Origin of the sequence: Companilactobacillus kedongensis, assembly GCF_003946625.1 — a bacterium.
GTDB lineage: Bacteria > Bacillota > Bacilli > Lactobacillales > Lactobacillaceae > Companilactobacillus > Companilactobacillus kedongensis.
Genome location: NZ_RHOR01000011.1, coordinates 23,255 through 44,335 on the forward strand (window position 1 = coordinate 23,255; position 21,081 = coordinate 44,335).

At 35.5% G+C, this 21,081-nt stretch carries 18 protein-coding genes, 1 other RNA gene and 1 pseudogene; 15 read left to right on the plus strand and 5 right to left on the minus strand.

What is annotated here, in order from left to right; all coding sequences use genetic code 11:
- The first annotated feature begins 9 nt into the window (after positions 1 to 9).
- The 4 genes from EKM60_RS07360 (at position 10) to EKM60_RS07375 (ending at position 4,685) form a co-directional block, all read left to right on the plus strand.
- Positions 10 to 2,814, plus strand: coding sequence for a helicase C-terminal domain-containing protein (locus tag EKM60_RS07360; protein WP_125713997.1), 2,805 nt, complete (start codon positions 10 to 12; stop codon positions 2,812 to 2,814).
- A 47-nt stretch (positions 2,815 to 2,861) separates the two neighbouring features.
- Positions 2,862 to 3,341, plus strand: coding sequence for a cell wall elongation regulator TseB-like domain-containing protein (locus EKM60_RS07365; protein WP_125713999.1), 480 nt, complete (start codon positions 2,862 to 2,864; stop codon positions 3,339 to 3,341).
- Positions 3,342 to 3,405: 64 nt separating this feature from the next.
- Positions 3,406 to 4,029: a DnaD domain protein gene (locus tag EKM60_RS07370; RefSeq protein WP_125714001.1), complete on the plus strand. Its 624-nt coding sequence runs from the start codon at positions 3,406 to 3,408 to the stop codon at positions 4,027 to 4,029.
- The gene (locus tag EKM60_RS07375) at positions 4,029 to 4,685 is read left to right on the plus strand and encodes an endonuclease III domain-containing protein (RefSeq protein WP_125714003.1); all 657 of its coding nucleotides are present in this window, start codon (positions 4,029 to 4,031) and stop codon (positions 4,683 to 4,685) included. Before EKM60_RS07370 ends, EKM60_RS07375 begins: the two co-directional genes overlap by 1 nt.
- 224 nt (positions 4,686 to 4,909) lie before the next feature.
- On the opposite strand, the gene EKM60_RS07380 is transcribed toward EKM60_RS07375, so the two are convergent.
- Both EKM60_RS07380 and recU read right to left on the minus strand, forming a co-directional pair.
- Positions 4,910 to 7,342: a transglycosylase domain-containing protein gene (locus EKM60_RS07380; protein ID WP_125714005.1), complete on the minus strand. Its 2,433-nt coding sequence runs from the start codon at positions 7,340 to 7,342 to the stop codon at positions 4,910 to 4,912.
- Entirely contained in the window at positions 7,342 to 7,965 is a 624-nt protein-coding gene (gene recU, locus EKM60_RS07385) for a Holliday junction resolvase RecU (RefSeq protein ID WP_125714007.1), read from the minus strand. Before recU ends, EKM60_RS07380 begins: the two co-directional genes overlap by 1 nt.
- A gap of 65 nt (positions 7,966 to 8,030) precedes the next feature.
- Here recU and EKM60_RS07390 point away from each other — a divergent pair, with 65 nt between their 5' ends.
- From EKM60_RS07390 to EKM60_RS07405, 4 genes and pseudogenes are all read left to right on the plus strand, one after another.
- Positions 8,031 to 8,582: an SLOG family protein gene (locus EKM60_RS07390; RefSeq protein ID WP_125714009.1), complete on the plus strand. Its 552-nt coding sequence runs from the start codon at positions 8,031 to 8,033 to the stop codon at positions 8,580 to 8,582.
- 65 nt (positions 8,583 to 8,647) lie between these two features.
- A pseudogene (gene gpsB / locus EKM60_RS11220) lies at positions 8,648 to 9,094 on the plus strand (cell division regulator GpsB); the annotation flags it as partial.
- Positions 9,095 to 9,375: 281 nt separating this feature from the next.
- Positions 9,376 to 9,732, plus strand: an RNA gene (rnpB, locus tag EKM60_RS07400) — RNase P RNA component class B.
- A gap of 71 nt (positions 9,733 to 9,803) precedes the next feature.
- On the plus strand, positions 9,804 to 10,922 hold the full coding sequence (locus tag EKM60_RS07405; RefSeq protein ID WP_125714011.1) for a THUMP domain-containing class I SAM-dependent RNA methyltransferase: 1,119 nt from the start codon (positions 9,804 to 9,806) through the stop codon (positions 10,920 to 10,922).
- Here the strand turns inward: EKM60_RS07405 and EKM60_RS07410 are convergent.
- The 3 genes from EKM60_RS07410 to EKM60_RS07420 all read right to left on the minus strand — a co-directional run bounded on the left by EKM60_RS07410 (position 10,919) and on the right by EKM60_RS07420 (position 13,504).
- Positions 10,919 to 11,863, minus strand: coding sequence for a magnesium transporter CorA family protein (locus tag EKM60_RS07410; RefSeq protein WP_125714014.1), 945 nt, complete (start codon positions 11,861 to 11,863; stop codon positions 10,919 to 10,921). The genes EKM60_RS07405 and EKM60_RS07410 overlap by 4 nt on opposite strands.
- 153 nt (positions 11,864 to 12,016) lie before the next feature.
- On the minus strand, positions 12,017 to 13,030 hold the full coding sequence (locus EKM60_RS07415; RefSeq protein WP_125714016.1) for a lipoate--protein ligase: 1,014 nt from the start codon (positions 13,028 to 13,030) through the stop codon (positions 12,017 to 12,019).
- 84 nt (positions 13,031 to 13,114) lie between these two features.
- Positions 13,115 to 13,504 carry a reverse transcriptase-like protein gene (locus EKM60_RS07420; protein ID WP_125714018.1) on the minus strand — a complete coding sequence of 130 codons (390 nt, stop codon included), beginning with the start codon at positions 13,502 to 13,504 and terminating at the stop codon, positions 13,115 to 13,117.
- A 27-nt stretch (positions 13,505 to 13,531) separates the two neighbouring features.
- Between EKM60_RS07420 and EKM60_RS07425 the strand changes: the two genes are divergently transcribed.
- From EKM60_RS07425 to EKM60_RS07455, 7 genes are all read left to right on the plus strand, one after another.
- Positions 13,532 to 13,930: an EbsA family protein gene (locus EKM60_RS07425; protein WP_225427025.1), complete on the plus strand. Its 399-nt coding sequence runs from the start codon at positions 13,532 to 13,534 to the stop codon at positions 13,928 to 13,930.
- Positions 13,914 to 15,596, plus strand: a complete 1,683-nt coding sequence (locus EKM60_RS07430) for a formate--tetrahydrofolate ligase (RefSeq protein ID WP_125714021.1) — start codon at positions 13,914 to 13,916, stop codon at positions 15,594 to 15,596. The genes EKM60_RS07425 and EKM60_RS07430 overlap by 17 nt, the downstream gene beginning before the upstream one ends.
- Positions 15,596 to 16,060: a signal peptidase II gene (gene lspA, locus EKM60_RS07435; protein ID WP_125714023.1), complete on the plus strand. Its 465-nt coding sequence runs from the start codon at positions 15,596 to 15,598 to the stop codon at positions 16,058 to 16,060. Before EKM60_RS07430 ends, lspA begins: the two co-directional genes overlap by 1 nt.
- A complete protein-coding gene (locus EKM60_RS07440) occupies positions 16,050 to 16,952 on the plus strand; it encodes an RluA family pseudouridine synthase (RefSeq protein ID WP_125714099.1) in 903 nt (300 codons plus the stop codon). Before lspA ends, EKM60_RS07440 begins: the two co-directional genes overlap by 11 nt.
- Before the next feature lie 100 nt (positions 16,953 to 17,052).
- Entirely contained in the window at positions 17,053 to 17,574 is a 522-nt protein-coding gene (gene pyrR, locus EKM60_RS07445) for a bifunctional pyr operon transcriptional regulator/uracil phosphoribosyltransferase PyrR (protein ID WP_125714025.1), read from the plus strand.
- Positions 17,575 to 17,595: 21 nt separating this feature from the next.
- Positions 17,596 to 18,684 carry a carbamoyl phosphate synthase small subunit gene (locus EKM60_RS07450; protein ID WP_125714027.1) on the plus strand — a complete coding sequence of 363 codons (1,089 nt, stop codon included), beginning with the start codon at positions 17,596 to 17,598 and terminating at the stop codon, positions 18,682 to 18,684.
- A complete protein-coding gene (locus EKM60_RS07455) occupies positions 18,675 to 21,074 on the plus strand; it encodes an ATP-binding protein (RefSeq protein ID WP_125714029.1) in 2,400 nt (799 codons plus the stop codon). Before EKM60_RS07450 ends, EKM60_RS07455 begins: the two co-directional genes overlap by 10 nt.
- Positions 21,075 to 21,081 lie beyond the last annotated feature (7 nt).

A 21,081-nucleotide genomic window follows, 5' to 3' on the forward strand; every position in this document is an offset into this window, starting at 1 on the left:
TGAATTAATTTGAAAAATTCCTACGCTGTTGTTGATTTAGAAACAACAAATGCTAATTGGCATGACAACGGGCGTATTATTCAATTTGGTTGTGCGATCATTGAAGATGGAAAGATAACAAAGGTCTACAATCAAAAAATTAATCCTCAAGTTCCAATACCAGGCAGAATTACCGCATTGACCAAGTTAAGTGACAAAGATGTTGCCGATTCTCCAATATTTGAAGATGTCGCACCAGATATTTTCAAAATTCTCAAGAATCGTGTCTTTATCGCTCATAATGTAAATTTTGACTTAACTTTTTTAAATCGTGAATTAAAGCGAATTGGTATGAATGAGTTGAACGTAAAGGCTATTGATACAGTCGAACTGTCACAGATCCTATTTCCAACGATCAGTAGTTATAAGTTACAAGATCTGACCCATTATTTGAGTATTGAACATGATAATCCGCATCGTGCTGACAGCGATGCATTGGTAACCGCCAAATTATTCTTAGTGATCAATAAGCGGTTGCAACAGCTTCCCGTTCCAACACTTGAATTATTAGCTCGACTGGGTAAATCTACCTTGCGTGAGACAAATCTGGTATTTAAAAATGTTTTAGCAAAAGTAGCGAACAGTAACACTGTTCTGCCGGATTACTTATATGAAAAAAATGGATTAGTTCTACGTAAAAAGGATTTTCATATAACTGAGACACTAAATAGTGGTCAAAAATATCCTGATACTAAAGAAAAGAAGAAGAAACTTCTTGATGGTATTCTGGATTATCGTAAGAACCAATCTAAGCTGATGGATAATATCTATCAAACTAGTCAGCATCGTAACAAGCAAAAAAAGTGGAATCTAATCGAAGCACCTACTGGTGCCGGTAAGACATTGGGATATTTATTGCCACTATCTTATTTGATCAATGGGAAACAGAAGTTAGTTATCGCAACAACTACTAAGGTTTTGCAACAGCAAATTGCTGAACAAGCTATTCCATTATTAAATCAAGTAACAGGTAATAGTCACCATGCTGAAATAGTTAAAAGTAGTTATAATTTTATAGATTTGGATAGATTTTTCGAATCTATCGATAACTATAAACTACATAGTCATACAGCAATTCTAAAGATGAAAATTATTGTTTGGTTAACGATGACAACGACAGGAGACTTGAGTGAACTGCATTTGACTAATTACAATAGTCCCTTGTTTACGATCATTCGTCACCGTGGTGCATTAAAGACTAAAACGTTATTTAGCGAAGATGATTTTTGGCTTTATCAACAAAACCGCTATGAAGAATCAATGATCTTAGTTACTAATCAATCTTATTTATCGAGAAACATTGATAGTACGATTTGGGGTGAGAATTCCTATCTCGTCGTCGACGAAGCTAATCATCTGTCTGACAGTTTGAGAAATGTGGCTTCACCAACAGTTGATTTCTTAAGATTGAATGAATATGTCAGAAAAATAAGTGACATTCTCTATCAAAATAGAGTCACACTTCGATATGCATTTACTGAAGTAACGACACAATTGTGGAATTATCAAGATCTTCAAGATATGGAAGCACATTTTCAAGTGATCGATGAATTAATGCAGCGAATTGAATATAATATTTTTGATAATTATGTTAAAAATGAAGTTAGTTTTAAGGACCGCGAACAATTCGTTTCAATAATTGATAGTGAACAAAAATTTGGTAAAGATAATTTAGAACTAGTTGAATTGATTTCGGATTTAATCGTCGAATTAACGCTAGTAGTTAATCGAATTGATACATTGTTCGATCAATACAATTTTCAGAAGAATTTTATTTCAATTGAGTTATCGAAAATTATTTCTAATCTCATTATTGAAAACAGCAAATTGCATGGTGAATTAGGAAATTTGGATAAATTGTTGCAATCACTACATGTCCCTAGCGATGAATTTGGTGTACAGATAGAGATGCGTGATTACTATGAACCTAATAGTCTTAAACTAAGCTGGCGTCAATTTGATATTCATGATCAAGTTGAGGCAACCAATGACCGTTTCAGCCAGATTTTTGCGGTCGGTGCAGCAATTACCGTTCAAAAAGATTTCTCTTACTTCATTATGAATTTGCAACTGAGCCAAAATCAGATCAATCAGATGGTTATTTTGCCAGATACTAACAATATGTCTAAAAACAGTAAAATATATCTACCAGATCAGATATCTGATATTCAATCTTTGAGCAGTGAAGAGTATTATGAAATGGTAACTCATTATATTGTTGAGATTCTAAACGATATGGATCATCAAACCATGATCCTCTTCAATTCATTGAATACATTAAGTCATGTTTATGATCGATTGATGTCAACTACTATTAAAGAAAAGTGGGAGATATTGGCACAAGGTGTGAGCGGCTCAAATGAAAAGATCAAGAAACGCTTTGCTATTGGCCAACGATCAGTTTTGTTGGGTGCTAATTCATTTTGGGAAGGTGTCGACTTTCCGAACAAAACCTTGGAAATACTTATTGTTACACGTATTCCTTTTGAATCACCGGAACAATCTGACGTTAAGATCCGACAAGATATTTTGCACGAACAGAAGCTAGATGTCTTTAAAGTTGATACGTTACCCAAGGCAATTCTGCAATTGCGCCAAGGATTAGGACGTTTAGTCCGTAATCCAGAAGACAAAGGTGTAATTTTATTATTGGATAATCGTATTTTGACCAAAAATTATGGTAAAGAAATTTTGGATTCTCTTCCAAAAGGACTTCCAGTCGTCAACGAAAGTATGGATTTGATTAAAAAAGATATAAATGAGTTTTTGAATTAGGTAAAAAGTTGATATACTATTTCTGATAACTAAGTAAAGGAAGAATTATGACTAAAGGCACAAAGATTTTATTAGGAATATCGCTAGTTGTATTGGCTATAGTATCGGTACTGACTTACATAAATATTTCATTTGCACCATATTCTAGTGCGAAGTCACAGGCAAATGATATTGCTGAGAAAAAGGCTCAGATAGTCGAACCTGACTATTTTGGCAACTATACTCGAGATAAGCAATATTATTCTGTTGGTGGTTTAACAAATAAGGATAAATACCGATATATTATTATCAATGCTAAAAGTGGTAAAACTGAAGTTATTAATAAAAATAGTGCACCTATACGTAAGGAAATCGTCCAAGGTGTAGTCGATCGCTATGATCCTAAGAAGGTTCTCCATATCAATTTAGGAGTATATAAAGATAAGCCTACTTGGGAAGTTGCCTTTGAAAATAAAAAGGGGACTATCGGCTATAATTTGGTAGATTTTCGAACTGGCAAGAGTGTACAAATAATAAATAATATTTAACAATAAAGGAGGAGGGGATTTTTTCTCAGCCTCCTTTTTGTCAGCTTTTGAAGGGGTCAAAAATATGAATGAAGACTTTTTGCATCAAGTTATCAATAGTGGTGCTACCAATTTAAACAATTTAATTTTAAAAAATTATAGTAAACTTGGCATGACTGAAAAGGATCTAGTTATTTATTTAGTCTTATCAATGTATGCTCAAAAGGGCGTACAATTTCCAATGGCCAAGGATATTTCAAGAGATACGGGGATGGACGAGGCTAGTATTTATACAATTATTCAGGGTCTGATCAAACTTGGGATCATTGAATTGAAGACAGTTATTGAAAATCATCAACAACGTGATATTTATTCATTAACGCCGATTTATCAACGTTTAAATAATTTATTAGAACAAGAAAATCAAAGTCAGAAACAAAAGAGATTAATGACTGATACTGAAGAATTGTTCAAGAAGCTTGAGGTTGAATTTGGACGTCCAATTTCACCGATCGAACAAGAACAAGTTCATCAATGGATCGACAATGATCATTACAGCATCGAATTGATCGATTTGGCTTTGAAAGAAGCTGTTTTAAATCAGGCCTACTCATTGAAATACATGGATCGAATTCTGATCAGCTGGGAAAAGAGCAACATCAAAACAGCTGAACAACTACAAGATAGACGAAAGAAGTTGGGTTATTAATGTTAAAAGATGATCAAATAGTATGGGCTATCAAGGAAATGGAAAAAGAAATAGGTCCGGTTGCTCCATCACTGGATTCTAGAACCCCTTTTCAATATTTAGTTTCAGTTATTTTAAGCGCACAGGCCACTGATGTATCTGTAAATAAAGTGACTCCAATTTTGTTTGGACGTTACCCTGAACCTAAAGACTTGATGAATGCTAATTTAGAAGACGTAGAGGCAATTATCAAAAGTGTAGGACTATTCCACAATAAGGCTAAAAATATCATTAAAACTGCCAAAATTGTCCATGAGGAACTTGATGATGTAGTTCCAACTACAAGAACTGGTATCATGGCTTTACCAGGTGCTGGACGTAAGACTGCTAATGTAGTTTTGAGTGATGTTTTTGATCAACCGACATTTGCGGTTGATACACATGTTTCTGCTATCTCTAAAAGAATGCATTTTATTGATCAAAAAGCTACACCGATCCAAGTTGAAAAAAAGATTGTCAGTGTTATGGAACCTGAGGAACTTCATCGTGCTCATCACACAATGATCGAATATGGACGTAAATATTCAATGAAGCTGGCTCCAGAACAAGAGGTCAATCCTTTGATTCAAGAGTGTGATCGTTTGAATGAACAAAATTATTTATTAGATAACAAATGATTCTATGCTATGTTGCTGTCTACATTTCTCGTAACCGAAGGCTAGTATATTAATTATATTTTTTATAAAAGCAAGTAAGTGGTCGCTTACTGTACTCTTATACTATGACCGCAGCAATAGTTTTCTTCTTTGAAATCTGCCATTATTGCAACGGCACAATCAAGGATTTATCTAGGTATTGTTAAATAAAAAAATCTGCATCTACTTAAGTAGATGCAGATTTTTTAGTTTCCAGTGTTTGTAGAACTCTGAGTTGTAGAGCCGGTAGATCCACCTTGAGTAGAACTATTACCACCGGTATTGCCGGTATTACCAGTATCAGTTCCACCAGTTGTTCCGCCACCATTGTTGGTTGAACCACCGTTATCTCCTGTATTGGTATTGCCAGTATTAGTATTACCGTTGTTATTTCCACCATTATTGGTTGAACCACTGTTGTTATTATTGGAATTATTCTCTGAACTTGTTGTTCCATCACCGGTATTAGTATTACCATTTTCGGTATTATCTGTTGAATTATTTGAATCCGATGTTTCGTTATCAGTTGTACGTCTATTTGTTGTTACATCGTTATCACTCGATTCAGATGTACTGTTTGATGAAGACGAATAACTTTGTCCCTTATAAGGGTTGTTTGGCGCATATCCTTTGACGAATAATTCTTTAGTATAAGAACTAGAACTAGGAGAGGCAACAATAGGTGTCTCAGATCCGCCAGTTTTAATTCTTAAGGAAACAACACTGCTTGGCTTCTTCCAGTCAGAGTTAGATTTCTTATTCTTCAAGTAAGACATTTCAGCTTTGTAAATTTTTCCAGCTACATTTTGATAACTTTCAGTTATACCTTCAGAATTAGGTGAATCATATCCGGTCCAGATACTCATGGAATAGTTCTTAGTATATCCGGCGTACCAAGCATCTTTAGCTTTACCACTAAGTGCCGAGTTACTTGCGATAGCTTCATCACCATAATTAGTTGTACCGGTTTTACCAGCCTGATGTAATCCAGAAATATTTGCATAAGTTGCATATGTCTTCGGTACACCCTTTAATACATCGGTGATCATATAAGCAGTTGAATCTTTCATAGCTCGTTTACCTTTAGAGTGGTAAGAGTGGGTGATACCATCAGCCGTTTCGATCTTAGATACATAGGTTGGCTTGTAGTAAGTCCCACCGTTAGAAAATGTCGCATAAGCTGCAGCATTTTGTAAGCTGGAAACATCACTACCGATACCAGCTGATAGACCTTGATCAGAACCAATCTTGATACCCAAGTTAGAAGCAAATTTCTTAGCCTTTGAGAATCCGACAGCCGAAAGAGTTCTAATAGCAGGTACGTTTCTTGAATTTACCAGTGCCTGACGAAGACTCATTTGACCTTCATATTGTTCATCCCAGTCCTTCAAGACGATATCGGTACCAGGATAAGTATATTCGCTATCTTCCAATTGATGATAAGTTGACCAGTTCAGATATTCAAAAGCAGGCCCATAGTCAAGAATCGGTTTCATAGTTGAACCATTACTACGTGTCGTTTGAACAGCACGGTTCAATCCAAATTGAATATTTTCAAGATTTCTACCACCGATCATGGCAATGACTTTACCATTATTAGGGTCGACGATCGATGCACCAACTTGCATCTTAGAATCTTGGAATTGAACATAATTTGAAGAATTAACGATATTATAAAGTTTCTTTTGAGCATCATAATCCATATTAACGGTTATCTTTAGATTATCACGATATGGATCAAAGCCCTTTTTCTTAACTTCAGTAATTGCTTCTTTAATGTAAGGATCAGCAATTACTCGACGAGTGTTACTACTATTTGAAACTTTCTTATATGGTTGTAGTCCATCAGTTATCGGTGTATTGATAGCTTCAGTTGCTTCAGATTTTGTTATTTTGTTGTTATTGTACATTGCACTAATGACTGTGTCACGACGCTCTTTAGCAGCCTCTGGATGCGTGTATGGATCATAATTACTTGGAGCATTTGGCAATCCAGCGATCAAAGCCATTTGAGGTAAACTCAAGTGTTTTAATGTTTTGCCATAATAGTATTTGGCACCAGTCTCGGCACCATAGATACCGTTATTTAAGTAAACTTTATTGATATAAAATTCCAATATCTGTTGTTTAGAGAATTGTTGGCTAACTTTCATAGCTAACCAAGCTTCCTGCATCTTACGCTTAAAGGTTTGATCCTTTGAATCAGTTGAAAAGACCGTTAATTTGATCAATTGCTGGGTCAAAGTACTACCACCTTGCAAAGTCCCTCTAGTTACATTGGTATAAGCGGATTTGATGATACGTACGGGGTCAATTCCCAGTGGTTCGTTGTAGAAGTTCTTATCTTCAATAGAAACAACAGCATCTTGCATTTGCTGCGGGACCTTGTCGATCGTTACATAATTTCTTTTATTATCACCAAGGGAGGCAATTGTTTTGCCGGTGGTATCGACAATAGTGGAAGAGCCGCCACTTTGGAGGTTTTCTTGACTGACCGTAGGGGCGCGTAATGCATAATAGACAAATATAATTAAAAATATACCAACTAAAATCCCTAATATAGCTCCAAGCCATTTCATTACATTACGAAAGGTTGAAGGAGTTTTGGGATTTCTTCGATCTTTAGGTGTATTACTCATTATTTCTCCTTCTCATTATCAATTAATTGTTGTACAGCCTTGATATAAGGTAGGGTAGGATTATACGATGAATCAATTTCAACGGAACAGTCAACGATTTGTTGAAGCTGGATCGACTTAGCTCCGTCATGTTTTTGATTATTCCAATATGTTATCAGATTTTGAGCCGGCATGATAAAATATCTTTTTAATAAGACGTATTTTATAATTACAAAGCAAATGCCGCCTTGTTTTTGACAAGCTTTCAAGTGATCGATCTGATGCTGATGAAAGTTCTTTAGTGGAAAGGTATTTTTATGTTTAGTTTCCTTGGCCTCAAAATCAACGTAATATCCATTGTAGACTCCGTTATAATCAGTAGTAGAAGCCTGTGAAAAATAAGCTTCTTTGATAACTGCTCGACTTCTTTTCGGATAGTCTACCTTTACTATTTGAATAGGTGTAGGCTTTTTATATATAACAGCAATGTCATGACTACGATAGTACTTGTTACTTTCGTTGATCTCTTCTTCAAGAGTCATTCCACGATCACCAAAGAGGATTTTCTTCTTAGTTGAGGCGGATGAAACAGGTTTCTTTGATGGTTGATTAAATTTTCTACCATCAGGATAGTTTAGATTCAAAATATCAACTCCCACCTGTGAATTATACCATGGCAATGAAAATATTAATTAAGGGAGGGTGCTTAATGCTCAAAAATTTATGGGTCACCGGTTACCGTTCCTATGAGATCGGAATGTTTAAAGATGATGACCCCAAAGCCAAAGTTATCCAAAAATTTTTTGAGGAACGTTTGATCAACTATATTGAAGATGGAACCGAGTGGGTCCTAACTGGTGCTCAATTAGGTACGGAACAAATAATTGGCAAAGCGGTAACTTCATTAAAGGATAAAGGTTATAATATAAAGCATGGTGTTATGTTGCCATTTGCGGAATTTGGGGACAAGTGGAATGATAATAACAAACGATTACTAAATATTTTTTTAAGAAATGCGGACTACGTCAATAATTTAACAAATATGCGGTATCATTCAGGTAAACAATTAAGAGTATGGCAAGACTTTATGTTAAAACACAGTGATGGTTCAATTATTTTCTATGATCCAGATAGCGGCGGTAAGCCCAAGTATGATTACGAGGCGATGCAAAGTTATGTGGATCGTGGAAATGATTACCAAATAGAGCTTGTAGACTTTGACACTATGCAGGACTTTGCTAATATTATGTATGACAACTAGTTCAATTTATTTTTTTGCTATTAAAATAATGCAATGGGGTGTTTTTAATGAACAATATGAATCAGATGAATGGTTATAATCAACAAAATCAATCTCCAGAAGGTAACGACGATAATAAATTTGTTTTGAATTATCAGCCAAATGATATTTTACAAAAAGAATTTAAGAATAAAATGCGTGGTTATGATCCAGTTGAAGTTGATCAATTCTTGGATGGAATTATTAAAGATTACGAAACATTCTCAAATGAACTTGGCAGTTTAAGAGAAGAAAACGATGCTTTGAGACAACAACTAGGTAGTGGTAAACAACCAGAACAACAACCTAGAGCCGGCGTGAAAAATAATAATATGCGTCCATCAATGCAACAACCTCGTCCAACAGCAACTGCTAAAGCTGAAAACCCGTCAACAAATTATGATATTTTAAGAAGAGTTTCTAATTTGGAGAGACGTGTCTTTGGACATGACTTTGCTAATGGTGTTCCTAATGAATCAGAAAACAATAACTCTGTAAAACAATTTGCATCCGCAGTTGTTCCTAATAATATGAATCATGATAATTTGGAAAATGGTCATAACAAGATCAATCCTAATCCTATGAACAATAATATGAATAACCAAGGTCAAATGAACAATCAAAATCCAATGAATAATGGATTTAATGGTTCACCAGATCATTTCCAAACAAATCGTCCAAACCCTAATCAAGGTCAAAATATGAATGGTTTTAATAAAAATATGAATAATAGTGGAAATTATAACCAATTTTAGTTATAATAGTCCCATTGGTAAATTTTGAGTAATCGCGGCCTAGTTATCTAGGCTGAGGAAAGTCCACGCCCGCACGGGCTGAGATGCTGGTAGTGTTCGTGCTTGGCCTAATAAGCCAAGGTACCTTTTGGTAACGGCAGCGAAAGCACTAAGGTTTTTGACTATGTGTTAATAGCTTGAAAGTGCCACAGAGACGTAGTGCTGAGAGAAATCTCAGCAGTGGAACGAGGTAAACCCCACGAGCGGGCAACCCAAACTTTGGTAGGGGCGCTTCATAACGAGAAATGAATCTACTGTGAAGGCATAATTGTAGATAGATGATTACTAACTGTATCGGACCGCCTAGTCGGTACATGAACAGAACGTGGCTTATAGAAATTTGCCCAAGGCAGAGGACGACTTTGTTCGTCCTTTTTTTGTATAAAAAATAAAGTTTAAGAGGAATAACATGAAATTAATTGCAACCATGTCTAGTGGTTTTGAAGCTATTACAGCAAGGGAACTCAAAGATCTCGGATATGAGACACAAACTGAGAACGGGAAAGTTTACTTTGATGGTGAGCAAGAGGACATTGCAAAGACTAACTTGTGGCTTAGAAGTGCTGACCGTATCAAAATTCTGATCGGTACTTTTAAAGCAACAACTTTTGATGAACTGTTCGAAAAGGTCCATGCCATTGATTGGGATAATTGGTTGCCATTAAATGCTGCCTTTCCAATTAAAGCTAGAACCGTTAAGTCAGCTTTACATTCTGAACGTGATATTCAAGCAATCACAAAAAAAGCCATCGTTAATAAGATGGCTGATGTCTATATGAGACGTGGACGTTTACCAGAATCTGGTGCAACATTCCAAATTGAAACTAGAATTCACAAGGATGAAGTTGAAGTTACTCTTGATACTACTGGTGCTTCACTTTACAAACGTGGTTATCGTCAAGAACACGGTGCTGCTCCTCTGAAGGAGAACTTTGCTGCAGCAATGATCCTTTTGACTGTTTGGCATCCCAATATGCCTTTTGTTGATCCAACAACTGGTTCTGGTACTATCGCTATTGAAGCTGCACGTTTGGCTAAAAACATTGCACCTGGTATTCAAAGACATTTTGCATTTGAAGACTTTGACTGGTTTGATTCTAAATTAATTGAAAATCTTAAAGAAGAAGCTAAAGCTGGCGAAACTAGTCCAGAATTAAATATTTTTGCTAGTGATATCGATGGATCAATGATCGACATTGCCAAGTTGAATGCTCATGAGGCTGGCGTATTGCACGACATTGATTTCAAGCAGATTGCTTTGAAAGATTTAAAGATCGAAGGGGACGACGGTGTGGTTATTGCCAACCCTCCATATGGTCAACGTATGAGTGAACTTTCTAAAGTTAGAGAATTATACAAAGAAATGGGAACAGTGTTTGACACCATCCCCACTTGGAGTAAATATATTCTAACTAGTGACCTTGAATTTGAAAAATATTATGGTCAAAAAGCTACAAAAAAACGTAAATTATATAATGGTTCAATTAGAACTGATTACTATCAATACTGGGCAACCCGTCGTCACTAAGAATTATCACGGCGATGCAGATCCCAGAGAATTAGACCAATCATAAAAATAGTTAAAATAATGGAGAATAACCAAGACCATTTCTTATCAGAAACCGGCAAGGGCATATTCATTCCATAAAAGCCAGATACGATCGTGGGAATACTTAGGACAATAGTATATATTGTCAGTATTTTCATGGTCGTATTTGTTTGGTTATTGAGAATATTATTGTAAGTATTAGCAACTCGATCGATAGTGTCAGATGCTAAACTGGCCTGTTCACGGATCTGTTCAATTTCAACAATGGAATCATGTAAATGCTCATGGGAATTTTTGGATAAGCTGACACTACGGATTTTGCCACTGGAAATTATTTCAATTTGCTTAACTACATTAAAGTTACCATTGATAGATGTACTGATATAAGTTATCAGATCCTGTAGATCAGACAGTTCAAAAATTTGCTTATTACTGGATTTACGGCGCTTGATATGGTCTTGTATTTGATTACGTCTATGATTTATTTCGTTTATTTTGTCATTATAATCGTTTGATATTTGATCGAAAACATAGAAGATCAAAGACCAGATACGATCTTTAGATATATTATTTAAATCCTTATCAGCCTGTAAGATATAGTCTTTAACATAATGAGTCTGACTGTTGGTAAACAAAAAAACATTGTTATCCTTAACCGCAAAAGAGATCGGCATAGTTACTTTTGAAGCCTCTTCAACTGTGTTTTGTTCATTTTGAGCATTAAAGACCACTAGAAAGACATTATTAGGTTCATCATATTCTAAACGGGCACGTTCATCGATATCATCGGCGTAATCCAATATTTCATTTGTAACTTGAAAATCCTTTATTAATTTAGATCTATCTTCATCATTTAAATTTTCCTTAGAGTGAATGTCGATTAGGTTTATATTCTGGTGTAGTATTTGTTGATTGATCATATTTGAGCTCCTTATCAGAAATAATCATAGCATAAAAGGCATATAACTGAAGATGCATGATATGTCAAACTGACAAAAAATACAAATGACAAACTGTCTCTTTATTTTCCAACAAAAAAAGTGTACCCGAAGGTACACTTTTTTAATTTAATTCTATGGAGTAAATAGAGTAACTAATTCATCCTTAGCGATACCTTTGAAATAATCGTCTAAGTTAAATTTGTCTAAGACAGATATGATATCGTCGCGATCGAATTTTGTATTCAAAAGTTTTTTCTTGATGTCGGTAACGTCTTTCATACCAAAGTAGTCACCATAAATTTGTACGTCTGCAATCTTACCATCGGCAACATTGTAACGAATATCAACAGTACCCATATCAAAGTGCTTTCTCTTCTTTGATGTGAAGGCAGGTGACTTACCGTAAACCCAATCCCAGTTGTAGTAATACTTTTCTTTGAGCTTATCAATTTCTTTTTGGTCATCGTCTGTAATGATGTATTCATGAGCTTTGATATCTTCAAGCTTGTTAGCATGGAATAATTCCAATAATAATTTGTCTCTAAATTGTTCAGTACTTAGATCTTGATATTCTTTATCTAAGTATGGACGAAGATTTGTTACACGGCTTCTGATCGACTTGATACCTTTCGAGGCAATCTTATCTTTTTGAACGTGTAAGGCGCTTGTCAAAACATCTAAGTCAACGTCTAGTGATAGAGTACCATGAGAGAATGTCTTACCATTTCTTGAGTACATTGCGTTTCCAGAGAATTTCTTACCATCAACTAGTAGATCATTTCTACCTGAAACTTCTGCAGTTGTAGCACCCATTTGATGTAGTGCATCGATGATCGGTTGTGTAAATGACTTAAAATCACCAAAATTGCTATCATCTGAGTCTACCATGAAACTGAAGCAAAGGTTTCCAAGATCTTGATATACAGCACCACCACCAGATAAACGGCGAGTAACAGTTATATTGTGATCTTTAATGTAGTCAGGATTGATTTCTTCCATTGTATTCTGGTTTCTACCAACGATGATACATGGTCCCTCAATGTAAAACATAACGAGTGGTTCGTTAAATTCAACATTGTTCATCAAATATTGTTCAGTTGCTAAGTTATCACGAATGTCGCGATCTTTCATTACAACGTAGTACATACAAAGTGCCCCCTCGGCTATTAATTGAAAACGCTTTTATCATACCATATAATTTGGGGATTTTATAACGAAAGCAATCAGTTATTATGGTCTGATTTTAAGCAGTTCTTGATGGACTAAAGAATGGGCAAATCGATTGTCTTTATCGGCAATGTGTTTGACGAAATAACTGGGAAAATTGTCCAATTGTTTCAGGATCGGATCAAGAATATCTTGATAGTGTTTAGAGTATTTTTTGGCAATACTATCAGTTAAAATCTTGCTATCAGAGTGGATGAACAGAATATCATTCATGTTTAAGCTGATTATTTTGTCCAAAGCCTTACTCAAAGCTAAGAATTCTAGGTAGTGATTATCGGCCGCTGGTGTCTGTTCAGCATGGGTTGTCGTTTCGTCATCTTTTCTTATTACGTATGCAATGGCGGCAAGATTTAAATTAGTATTTAAACCAGCGTCGGTGTACAATCTAATCATATTATCAAAAGCCTTTCAGGAGAGATTATGAAGAAGTATTATGTACAACCCACAGGATCATGGGGAATTATTATATGGTCTTTAGCATTAAGTATTATCTTTTTTGGGATCATTATGCAATTAGAAATATTTGAGTTCAGCATAGTGCCCTTTATAATTTGGTTCGTTGGTATAGTTTATATACTTTATATTTTATCCAATTCTTGGATAAAGATATCAAAAGATCAAATCGTCGTTAAAGAACCCAACTACTACAAGGCGAGATCCTTTGATCGTAAAGATGTCAGTTTAAAGTATATTAACGACTACCTAGTTACGATAAGTTTTGAGAATCACGATTATTTTCCAATGAAGGTTGTTTCAACAAAGAAAATTTTATCATCAATTAAAAGAGAAGCGGGTGAGATAAATGTCATTTCCAAGTGATATTGAAATAGCTCAAATTAATGAGCACGATAATATGAAGAATATTGAAGAAATCTCAGGTTTATTGGGGTTAGATACAGCCGATATTGAACCATATGGACATTTTAAGGCTAAGATCTCTAGTAATGGGATCAGAAAAGCTATGAAGCAGGAAAATGGAAAACTGATTTTAGTTACTTCTATTAATCCTACTCCAGCTGGTGAAGGTAAATCTACTGTTGCCATTGGATTAGCAGATGCCATGCAAGCCATAGGCGAAAAAACTGTTTTGGCTTTACGTGAACCTTCATTAGGTCCAGTAATGGGGATGAAAGGTGGAGCCACTGGTGGTGGATACGCCCAAGTAGTTCCAATGGAAGATATTAATCTACATTTTACTGGTGACATGCACGCTTTAACTAGTGCAACCAATACTTTGGCCGCTTTGATCGACAACTACTTACATCAAGGCAATGAATTGAATATTGATCCACGAAGAATTATTTGGAAACGTGCTCTTGATATCAATGATCGTTCATTAAGAAATACAGTTGTAGGTCTTGGTGGACCAACCAGCTCGATTCCTCGTGAAGAACATTTTGAAATCACTGTTGCTAGTGAATTGATGGCTGTTTTATGTTTATCACAAGATCTTGATGATTTGAAAGAACGTATCGCAAATATTTTGATTGCTTATACATATGACAAAAAGCCTGTATTCGTACGTGACCTAAACGTTGAAGGTGCACTCACTATGCTTCTAAAGGACGCCTTAAAACCTAATTTAGTGCAAACACTTGAGAATACACCAGCTATTGTTCATGGTGGTCCATTTGCTAATATTGCCCATGGATGTAATAGTATTTTAGCGACAAAATTAGCTATGAAGCTTGGTGATTATGCTGTTACTGAAGCTGGATTCGGTGCCGATCTTGGTGGCGAAAAGTTTCTTGATATCGTAACACCTAAATTAGGCCATACTCCTGATGCAATTGTTATTGTTGCGACTATACGTGCTCTTAAATATAATGGTGGACAAAAACTTGCTGAACTAAAAGCTGAAGATTTAAATGCATTGACGATCGGATTTAAGAATTTGAAACGTCACGTTCAAAATATGCGTTATTATCACATACCTGTTGTTGTAGCTATTAATAAATTTGATACAGATACTGATAATGAAATCAAATTGCTTAGAACTCTTTGCGAAGGTCTAGGTGTTGATGTTGAAGTTGCCGATATTCATCATCATGGAAGTAAGGGTGGTAAAGAATTGGCACGTATGGTCGTACGTGCAACAGATAAAGAGTCAAATTATACAAGACTTTATGACGATGCACAGACGACAGTTGAAAAAATCGATACGATTGCTTCTGAAATATATGGAGCCAACAATGTTGAATATAGTAGGAAGGCAGAGAATCAATTAAAGATCTTAAAAGATAATGTATGGGATGATCTACCTGTCTGTATCGCAAAAACTCAATATTCTCTAAGTGATGATCCTAAGAGATTAGGTAGTCCAAGAGATTTCACTCTACATGTAAAGGAAATTGTTCCAAAACTTGGCGCAGGTTTTGTCGTTGTTTTAACCGGTAATGTACTAACGATGCCAGGATTACCTAAGAAACCCGCAGCTTTGAATATGAATATCGACAACGATGGGACAATTAGTGGACTATTTTAATGCCAGTAGTATATGCAATTCTATTAATTTTACTTGTGGTAGGAGACCAGACTTTGAAACTTTATGTAGTGAATAATATTGCTACGTTGCACTTTCAAGAAGTCATACCAGGCATCTTATCGTTAACTCACATTACTAATACAGGTGCAGCTTGGAGCATGTTGGAAGGAAAAATGATTTTCTTCTATATTGTGACAATTATTGCTATAGTAATCTTGAGTTACTTATTTATTAAGGCTCCTAAGAAAAACTACATTTACCGTTTTTCATTGATATTTCTTCTGTCAGGAACGATCGGAAATGCAATTGATCGATTCACACAACATTATGTGATCGATATGTTTAGTTTTGATTTTGTTAATTTTCCAATTTTTAATTTGGCGGATACATATATCACAATAGGGGTCATTCTAATTATTATTTCTCTAATATTTACGTCAGCAGGTGATCAATATAAGCAATAAAGTTCAATTAACATTTAATGATGAAAAAAAATCTCGACTGGATAATTTTGTCAGTGAAAATTTGGCAGATCAGACGAGATCTCAAGTTCAAAAGTATATCAAAGACGGTAATATTTTAATTAATAAGAATATTGCTGAAAAAGCAGGATCTAAGGTGACTAAAGGGGATGTAATAGATATTACTATTCCTGACGAAAAGCCGATCGAAGCTGTTGCTCAAGATATTCCTTTGGATGTGATTTATGAGGACTCTGATGTACTCGTAGTCAACAAGCCACAGGGAATGGTCGTACATCCCGCTGCTGGTCATCCAGATCATACTTTGGTCAACGCTATTTTATATCACAGCAAGATCAATGATGATGACATTTTAAGACCTGGTATTGTTCATCGAATCGATAAAGATACCTCAGGACTTCTAATGGTTGCTAAAAACGACTTAGCAAAGCAGTCTTTAATGAAACAATTAAAAGAAAAAACCAACTTGCGTGAGTATTTAGCAATTGTTCATGGTAATTTCAAGGAAACAAATGGTAAGATCAATGCTCCGTTAGGACGTTCAAAAAAAGATCGCAAGAAACAGGCTGTGGTCGATGATGGACGTTCAGCAGTGACACATTTCACTGTTTTGGAACAATTTGATGGATACTCATTGTTGCGTTTGAAGTTGGAAACTGGAAGAACTCATCAAATTAGAGTGCATATGAAATACATTGGTCATCCAGTTGCCGGTGATCCACTTTACGGTCCCAAAAATACCCTAAAGGGTAATGGACAATTCTTACATGCACAAAAATTGGGATTTGAACATCCCAGAACTCATAAATGGTTAGAATTCTCAATCGACCCACCAGCAATTTTTCAAGAAACTTTGAATAAACTGCGCAGTTGACAGTCATAGCTTAGTGCTATAATCTGAAAACAAGGTTATGTGAGAAAAATATAAAGATCACTCACAAATGTGGGTGATCTTTTTTATAAGGAGAGACTTTATGGCTAAAGAAATAATTGATGGACAAACAATGACTCGCGCATTGACTAGAATTACTTATGAAATAATTGAAAGAAACAAAGGAATTGATGACTTGGTTTTAGTTGGTATCAAAACACGTGGTGTTTTTGTGGCTCATCGCATTGAATCTAGATTAAAACAACTAGAAAACATTAGTATTCCCGTAGCGGAATTAGATATTACACCATACCGTGATGACATGACACATGATGAAATCGAGAATATTAATGTACCACCACTAAATATTGACATTGATAAAAAACATATTATTTTAACAGATGATGTTTTGTATACTGGTAGAACTATTCGTGCAGCGATGGATGCTCTGATGAAGTTTGGTCGTCCTAAGAAGATCTCTTTGGCAGTGTTAGTCGATCGTGGACACCGTGAATTACCAATTAGAGCTGATTTTGTTGGTAAGAACATCCCTACGTCACAAAAAGAGAAGATTCGCGTTTCAATGAAAGAAGTTGACGGCGAGGATAAGATTGAAATCGAATAGTTTGGAGGAGTTCCTTTAAATATGAAACGATATTTAATTTTAGAAGATGGGACAGTCTTTCCAGGGGTCGGTTTTGGTTCATCCATTATTACTACTGGTCAGTTAGTTGTTTCAAATAATAGAACTGGTATTGAGCAATCCGTAACTGATCCGGATTCTGAAGGTCAGATAATAGCTTTTACTGTGCCTGCAATTGGACTGTCAGGAATCAACCGAGATTTCTATGAATCAATTAACTCACAATGTAAAGGTGTCGTGATCGGTTCGTCAAGTTTGGCAACTGTCGATGGATCGATTCCCTTTGGTGAGTGGATCGAAACTTTAGGAATACCAGGCATTAAAAATGTTGATGTGAGAGCATTATCCAGACATATTGCTGAATATGGTGAGATGAAGGCCAGCATTATGGATACACATGATGAACACGCCATTGATCAGATCAAAGCCTTAGTTTTGCCACCTGATCTTGTTAAACGTGTCTCAACTAAGCAGTCGTATCCAAACCCTAATATGGGTATGAAGATGGTTGTAGTAGATTTAGGATTGAAATATTCTATCTTACGCCAGTTGTCATATCGAGATTGTAATTCGGTTATCGTTAATTACAACGCTTCTCCTGAAGAAATTGAAAGTTTGCATCCAGATGGGATCATCTACTCTAATGGACCTGGTGATCCTACAGATTTACCGCAAACAATTGAAAATATTAAAGTACTTCAAAAAAAATACCCCATTTTAGGAATAGGGTTGGGCAATCTATTGATAGCTTTAGCTAATGATTGCAAGATCGAGTTATTAGATCAGCCACATCATGAGTCATCTTTAGCTGTTAAAGAAGTTGCCAGTGGCAAGATCGACTTTGTTAACCATAACCATTCATATACGATCGACCCTAAGTATATTAGTGCGTCAGATTTTATCGTGACTAATATTTGTGTTGCGGACGGTAGTATCGAAGGTATGCGTCATGAATATTTACCGATCATGTGTGTCTTATTTGAACCAGAGGCCGCACCAGGGCCCACGGACGGTTATTATGTTTTTGATGAATTTATTGATTTGATTGGTTCAACTAAGAATCAATATGGAGGTGGAGATCAGTGGCAATAAGCGATGTGCATAATATTTTGATCATTGGTCCAACGGCCAGTGACAAGAATGTTGATCTTTCGACTGCCCTATATGATACAGTTGAGATCCTTCATAAATTAGGCTTTAAAACTTCCATTATCGTTGAGGACCCAACGTCACTATTATCGTCTGGAGAATTTTTAGACCGAATTATTGTTGAAAGGGTTACTGGAGATAATATTTTAAAGTATCTAAATGATTATCATCCGGATGCTATTTTGCCAACCATCGGTGATAAGAATGCACTGGGCATCATAGCTAGTTTAAATGGCAAGATAAGTAATATAAGAATTCTAGGGACTAATTATCTAGCCTCTTTGGCAACATTTAAACGTGAATTATTCATAAAAAAATTGAGTCAAAATAACTTACCAGTTATCAATTTTGTTTCTTCTGATGATGAGACTGAGATTTACAGTTTTATTAGGAAAATCGGTTTTCCGATCATTGCGAGAAGAAAATATTCTAATCGTCATTTTAGTGGTTGGACAAATATCAATAATTTGTTTGAACTCGATAATTTTATGTCACTTGAAGACTTAGAAGATACTAAAATCGAAATTGAGCGCAGTATCCGTGGCTTTAGTGAGTATTCATTCACAGTCATGCGTGATCGTTATGAAAATGCTGCTTTAGTGGGTACTATTGAAGATATTGAGCCTATTGGTATTCACCATTTGGATTCTAACTTGATTTCTCCAGCAGTTTCACTCAATGACTCTAAGTTACAGAAGCTGCGTAACTATTCGATCCAGTTAGCTCAGGTTTTTAACGTTGTTGGCGCCTGTACAGTCCATTTTGCTTACAATCATAAAACTAACGAGTGCTACATTACCGAATTTATTCCGCGGTTAAGTGAGGAGACAAAGTTTCTTGAGTACGCTACGAGTTACCCTTTAGCCACAGTAGTAGTGGAACTCAGTCTAGGTTATCATCTTGACAAAGTGCAACTAGATTCTGGTAGTAACTTCAATGGTGCCACAGAGCCGTTTGTTGACCATATAACTTCACGTTTTCCATTGTGGACTGATCCTAAGCAACGTTATTTAGGACCAAGTAAGACGTCTAATTCTAGTATTGTCGTCAATGGCTTTAGTATTGAAGAAGTACTTAATCGTGGTGCCTTGAACGATAAAATAAATGACAACTTGGAACGATATAATGAGTTGCACAAGTTAGATGATGACGAACTATTCGAAAAAATCATCCATCCAACCAATTGGATGTTAGATGTTTTACTGGAAGCCTTGAGAAGAAAATTTGAGATTCCAGTTTTATCTGAGATAACCAGTATAAATGTTCCGTATTTAGTTGCTCTCCAAAATGTTATCGATAACAGTGCCGTTATTCGTGACGATGAGGTTGATGAAAATAATATTGAGCGTTTAGTTGATTATGGGATCAAGGGCGTTGGTAACAGCAAGCTTCTAAAGAATCGCGATGATATTGTTACTCGGACGGTTGTTAAGAGTAAGCGTGCTGTCGGTGCATCCGGTCCAGGATTTATGAATCATAACTATTTTGTTACAAGTGGTATTTCTAATGATATCGACTTCAATGAGCGTAATAAGATCATTGTACGGTCGCCAATAATTACTTCTAAGACAGATATTATGGTGCGTCAGTTCGTTTTGCTGCAACTTGTTAAATCAATTGAGCAAAATGGCTTAGAGGCAGTTGTCATTGGACGTGAGCCTTGGACGGCTCCATTATCAGTTCGTTACAAGGTACTTGAAATCGACGATCCACATCGCGAGATGCGTGATCTCAAATTGATACCAGATGATAAAATTTTTAAGGTGATCGACTTTTCTAAAGTTTGGAATCTTGATGCTGGAGACACTGAGAACGAAGATGTCTTTCCAATCAATGCTCGTGAGATCAAGAATGTTAATATTACCGGTGATACGACTATCAAAGTAATGGTGGTTACTGATGGTAATAACTATTTAGCACCATCAATTATCTATCGAACAGTTAAAAATTCTCAAACATACGAAATAAGCGATTTTAATAACTTTTTGAGTGTGGAGAATAAGGATGAAATTCTAACTATAATAAAGCATGAATTGGATCTATATAAAGAGATAAATATCTTTAATTTAGAGATAGTTAGAAGAAATGATCATTGGGTCGTAACTAAGATACATGAAGGGATGACTGAAGATATTATTAGACATGAATTGGCTAGTTCTGTTCACGTTATCGATACTTTGGTTAAGCTCATATTAGGTAATAAGATTGATGATGGATTATCTTTAGATGAAATTTTCAAAAATTATGATACTAATTATTTAGTCACAACAAATGATAAAAAATACCAACTTTTAGATTATGATGGTGTTCAAGAACTACTTAAAAAGCTATAAAAAAAGA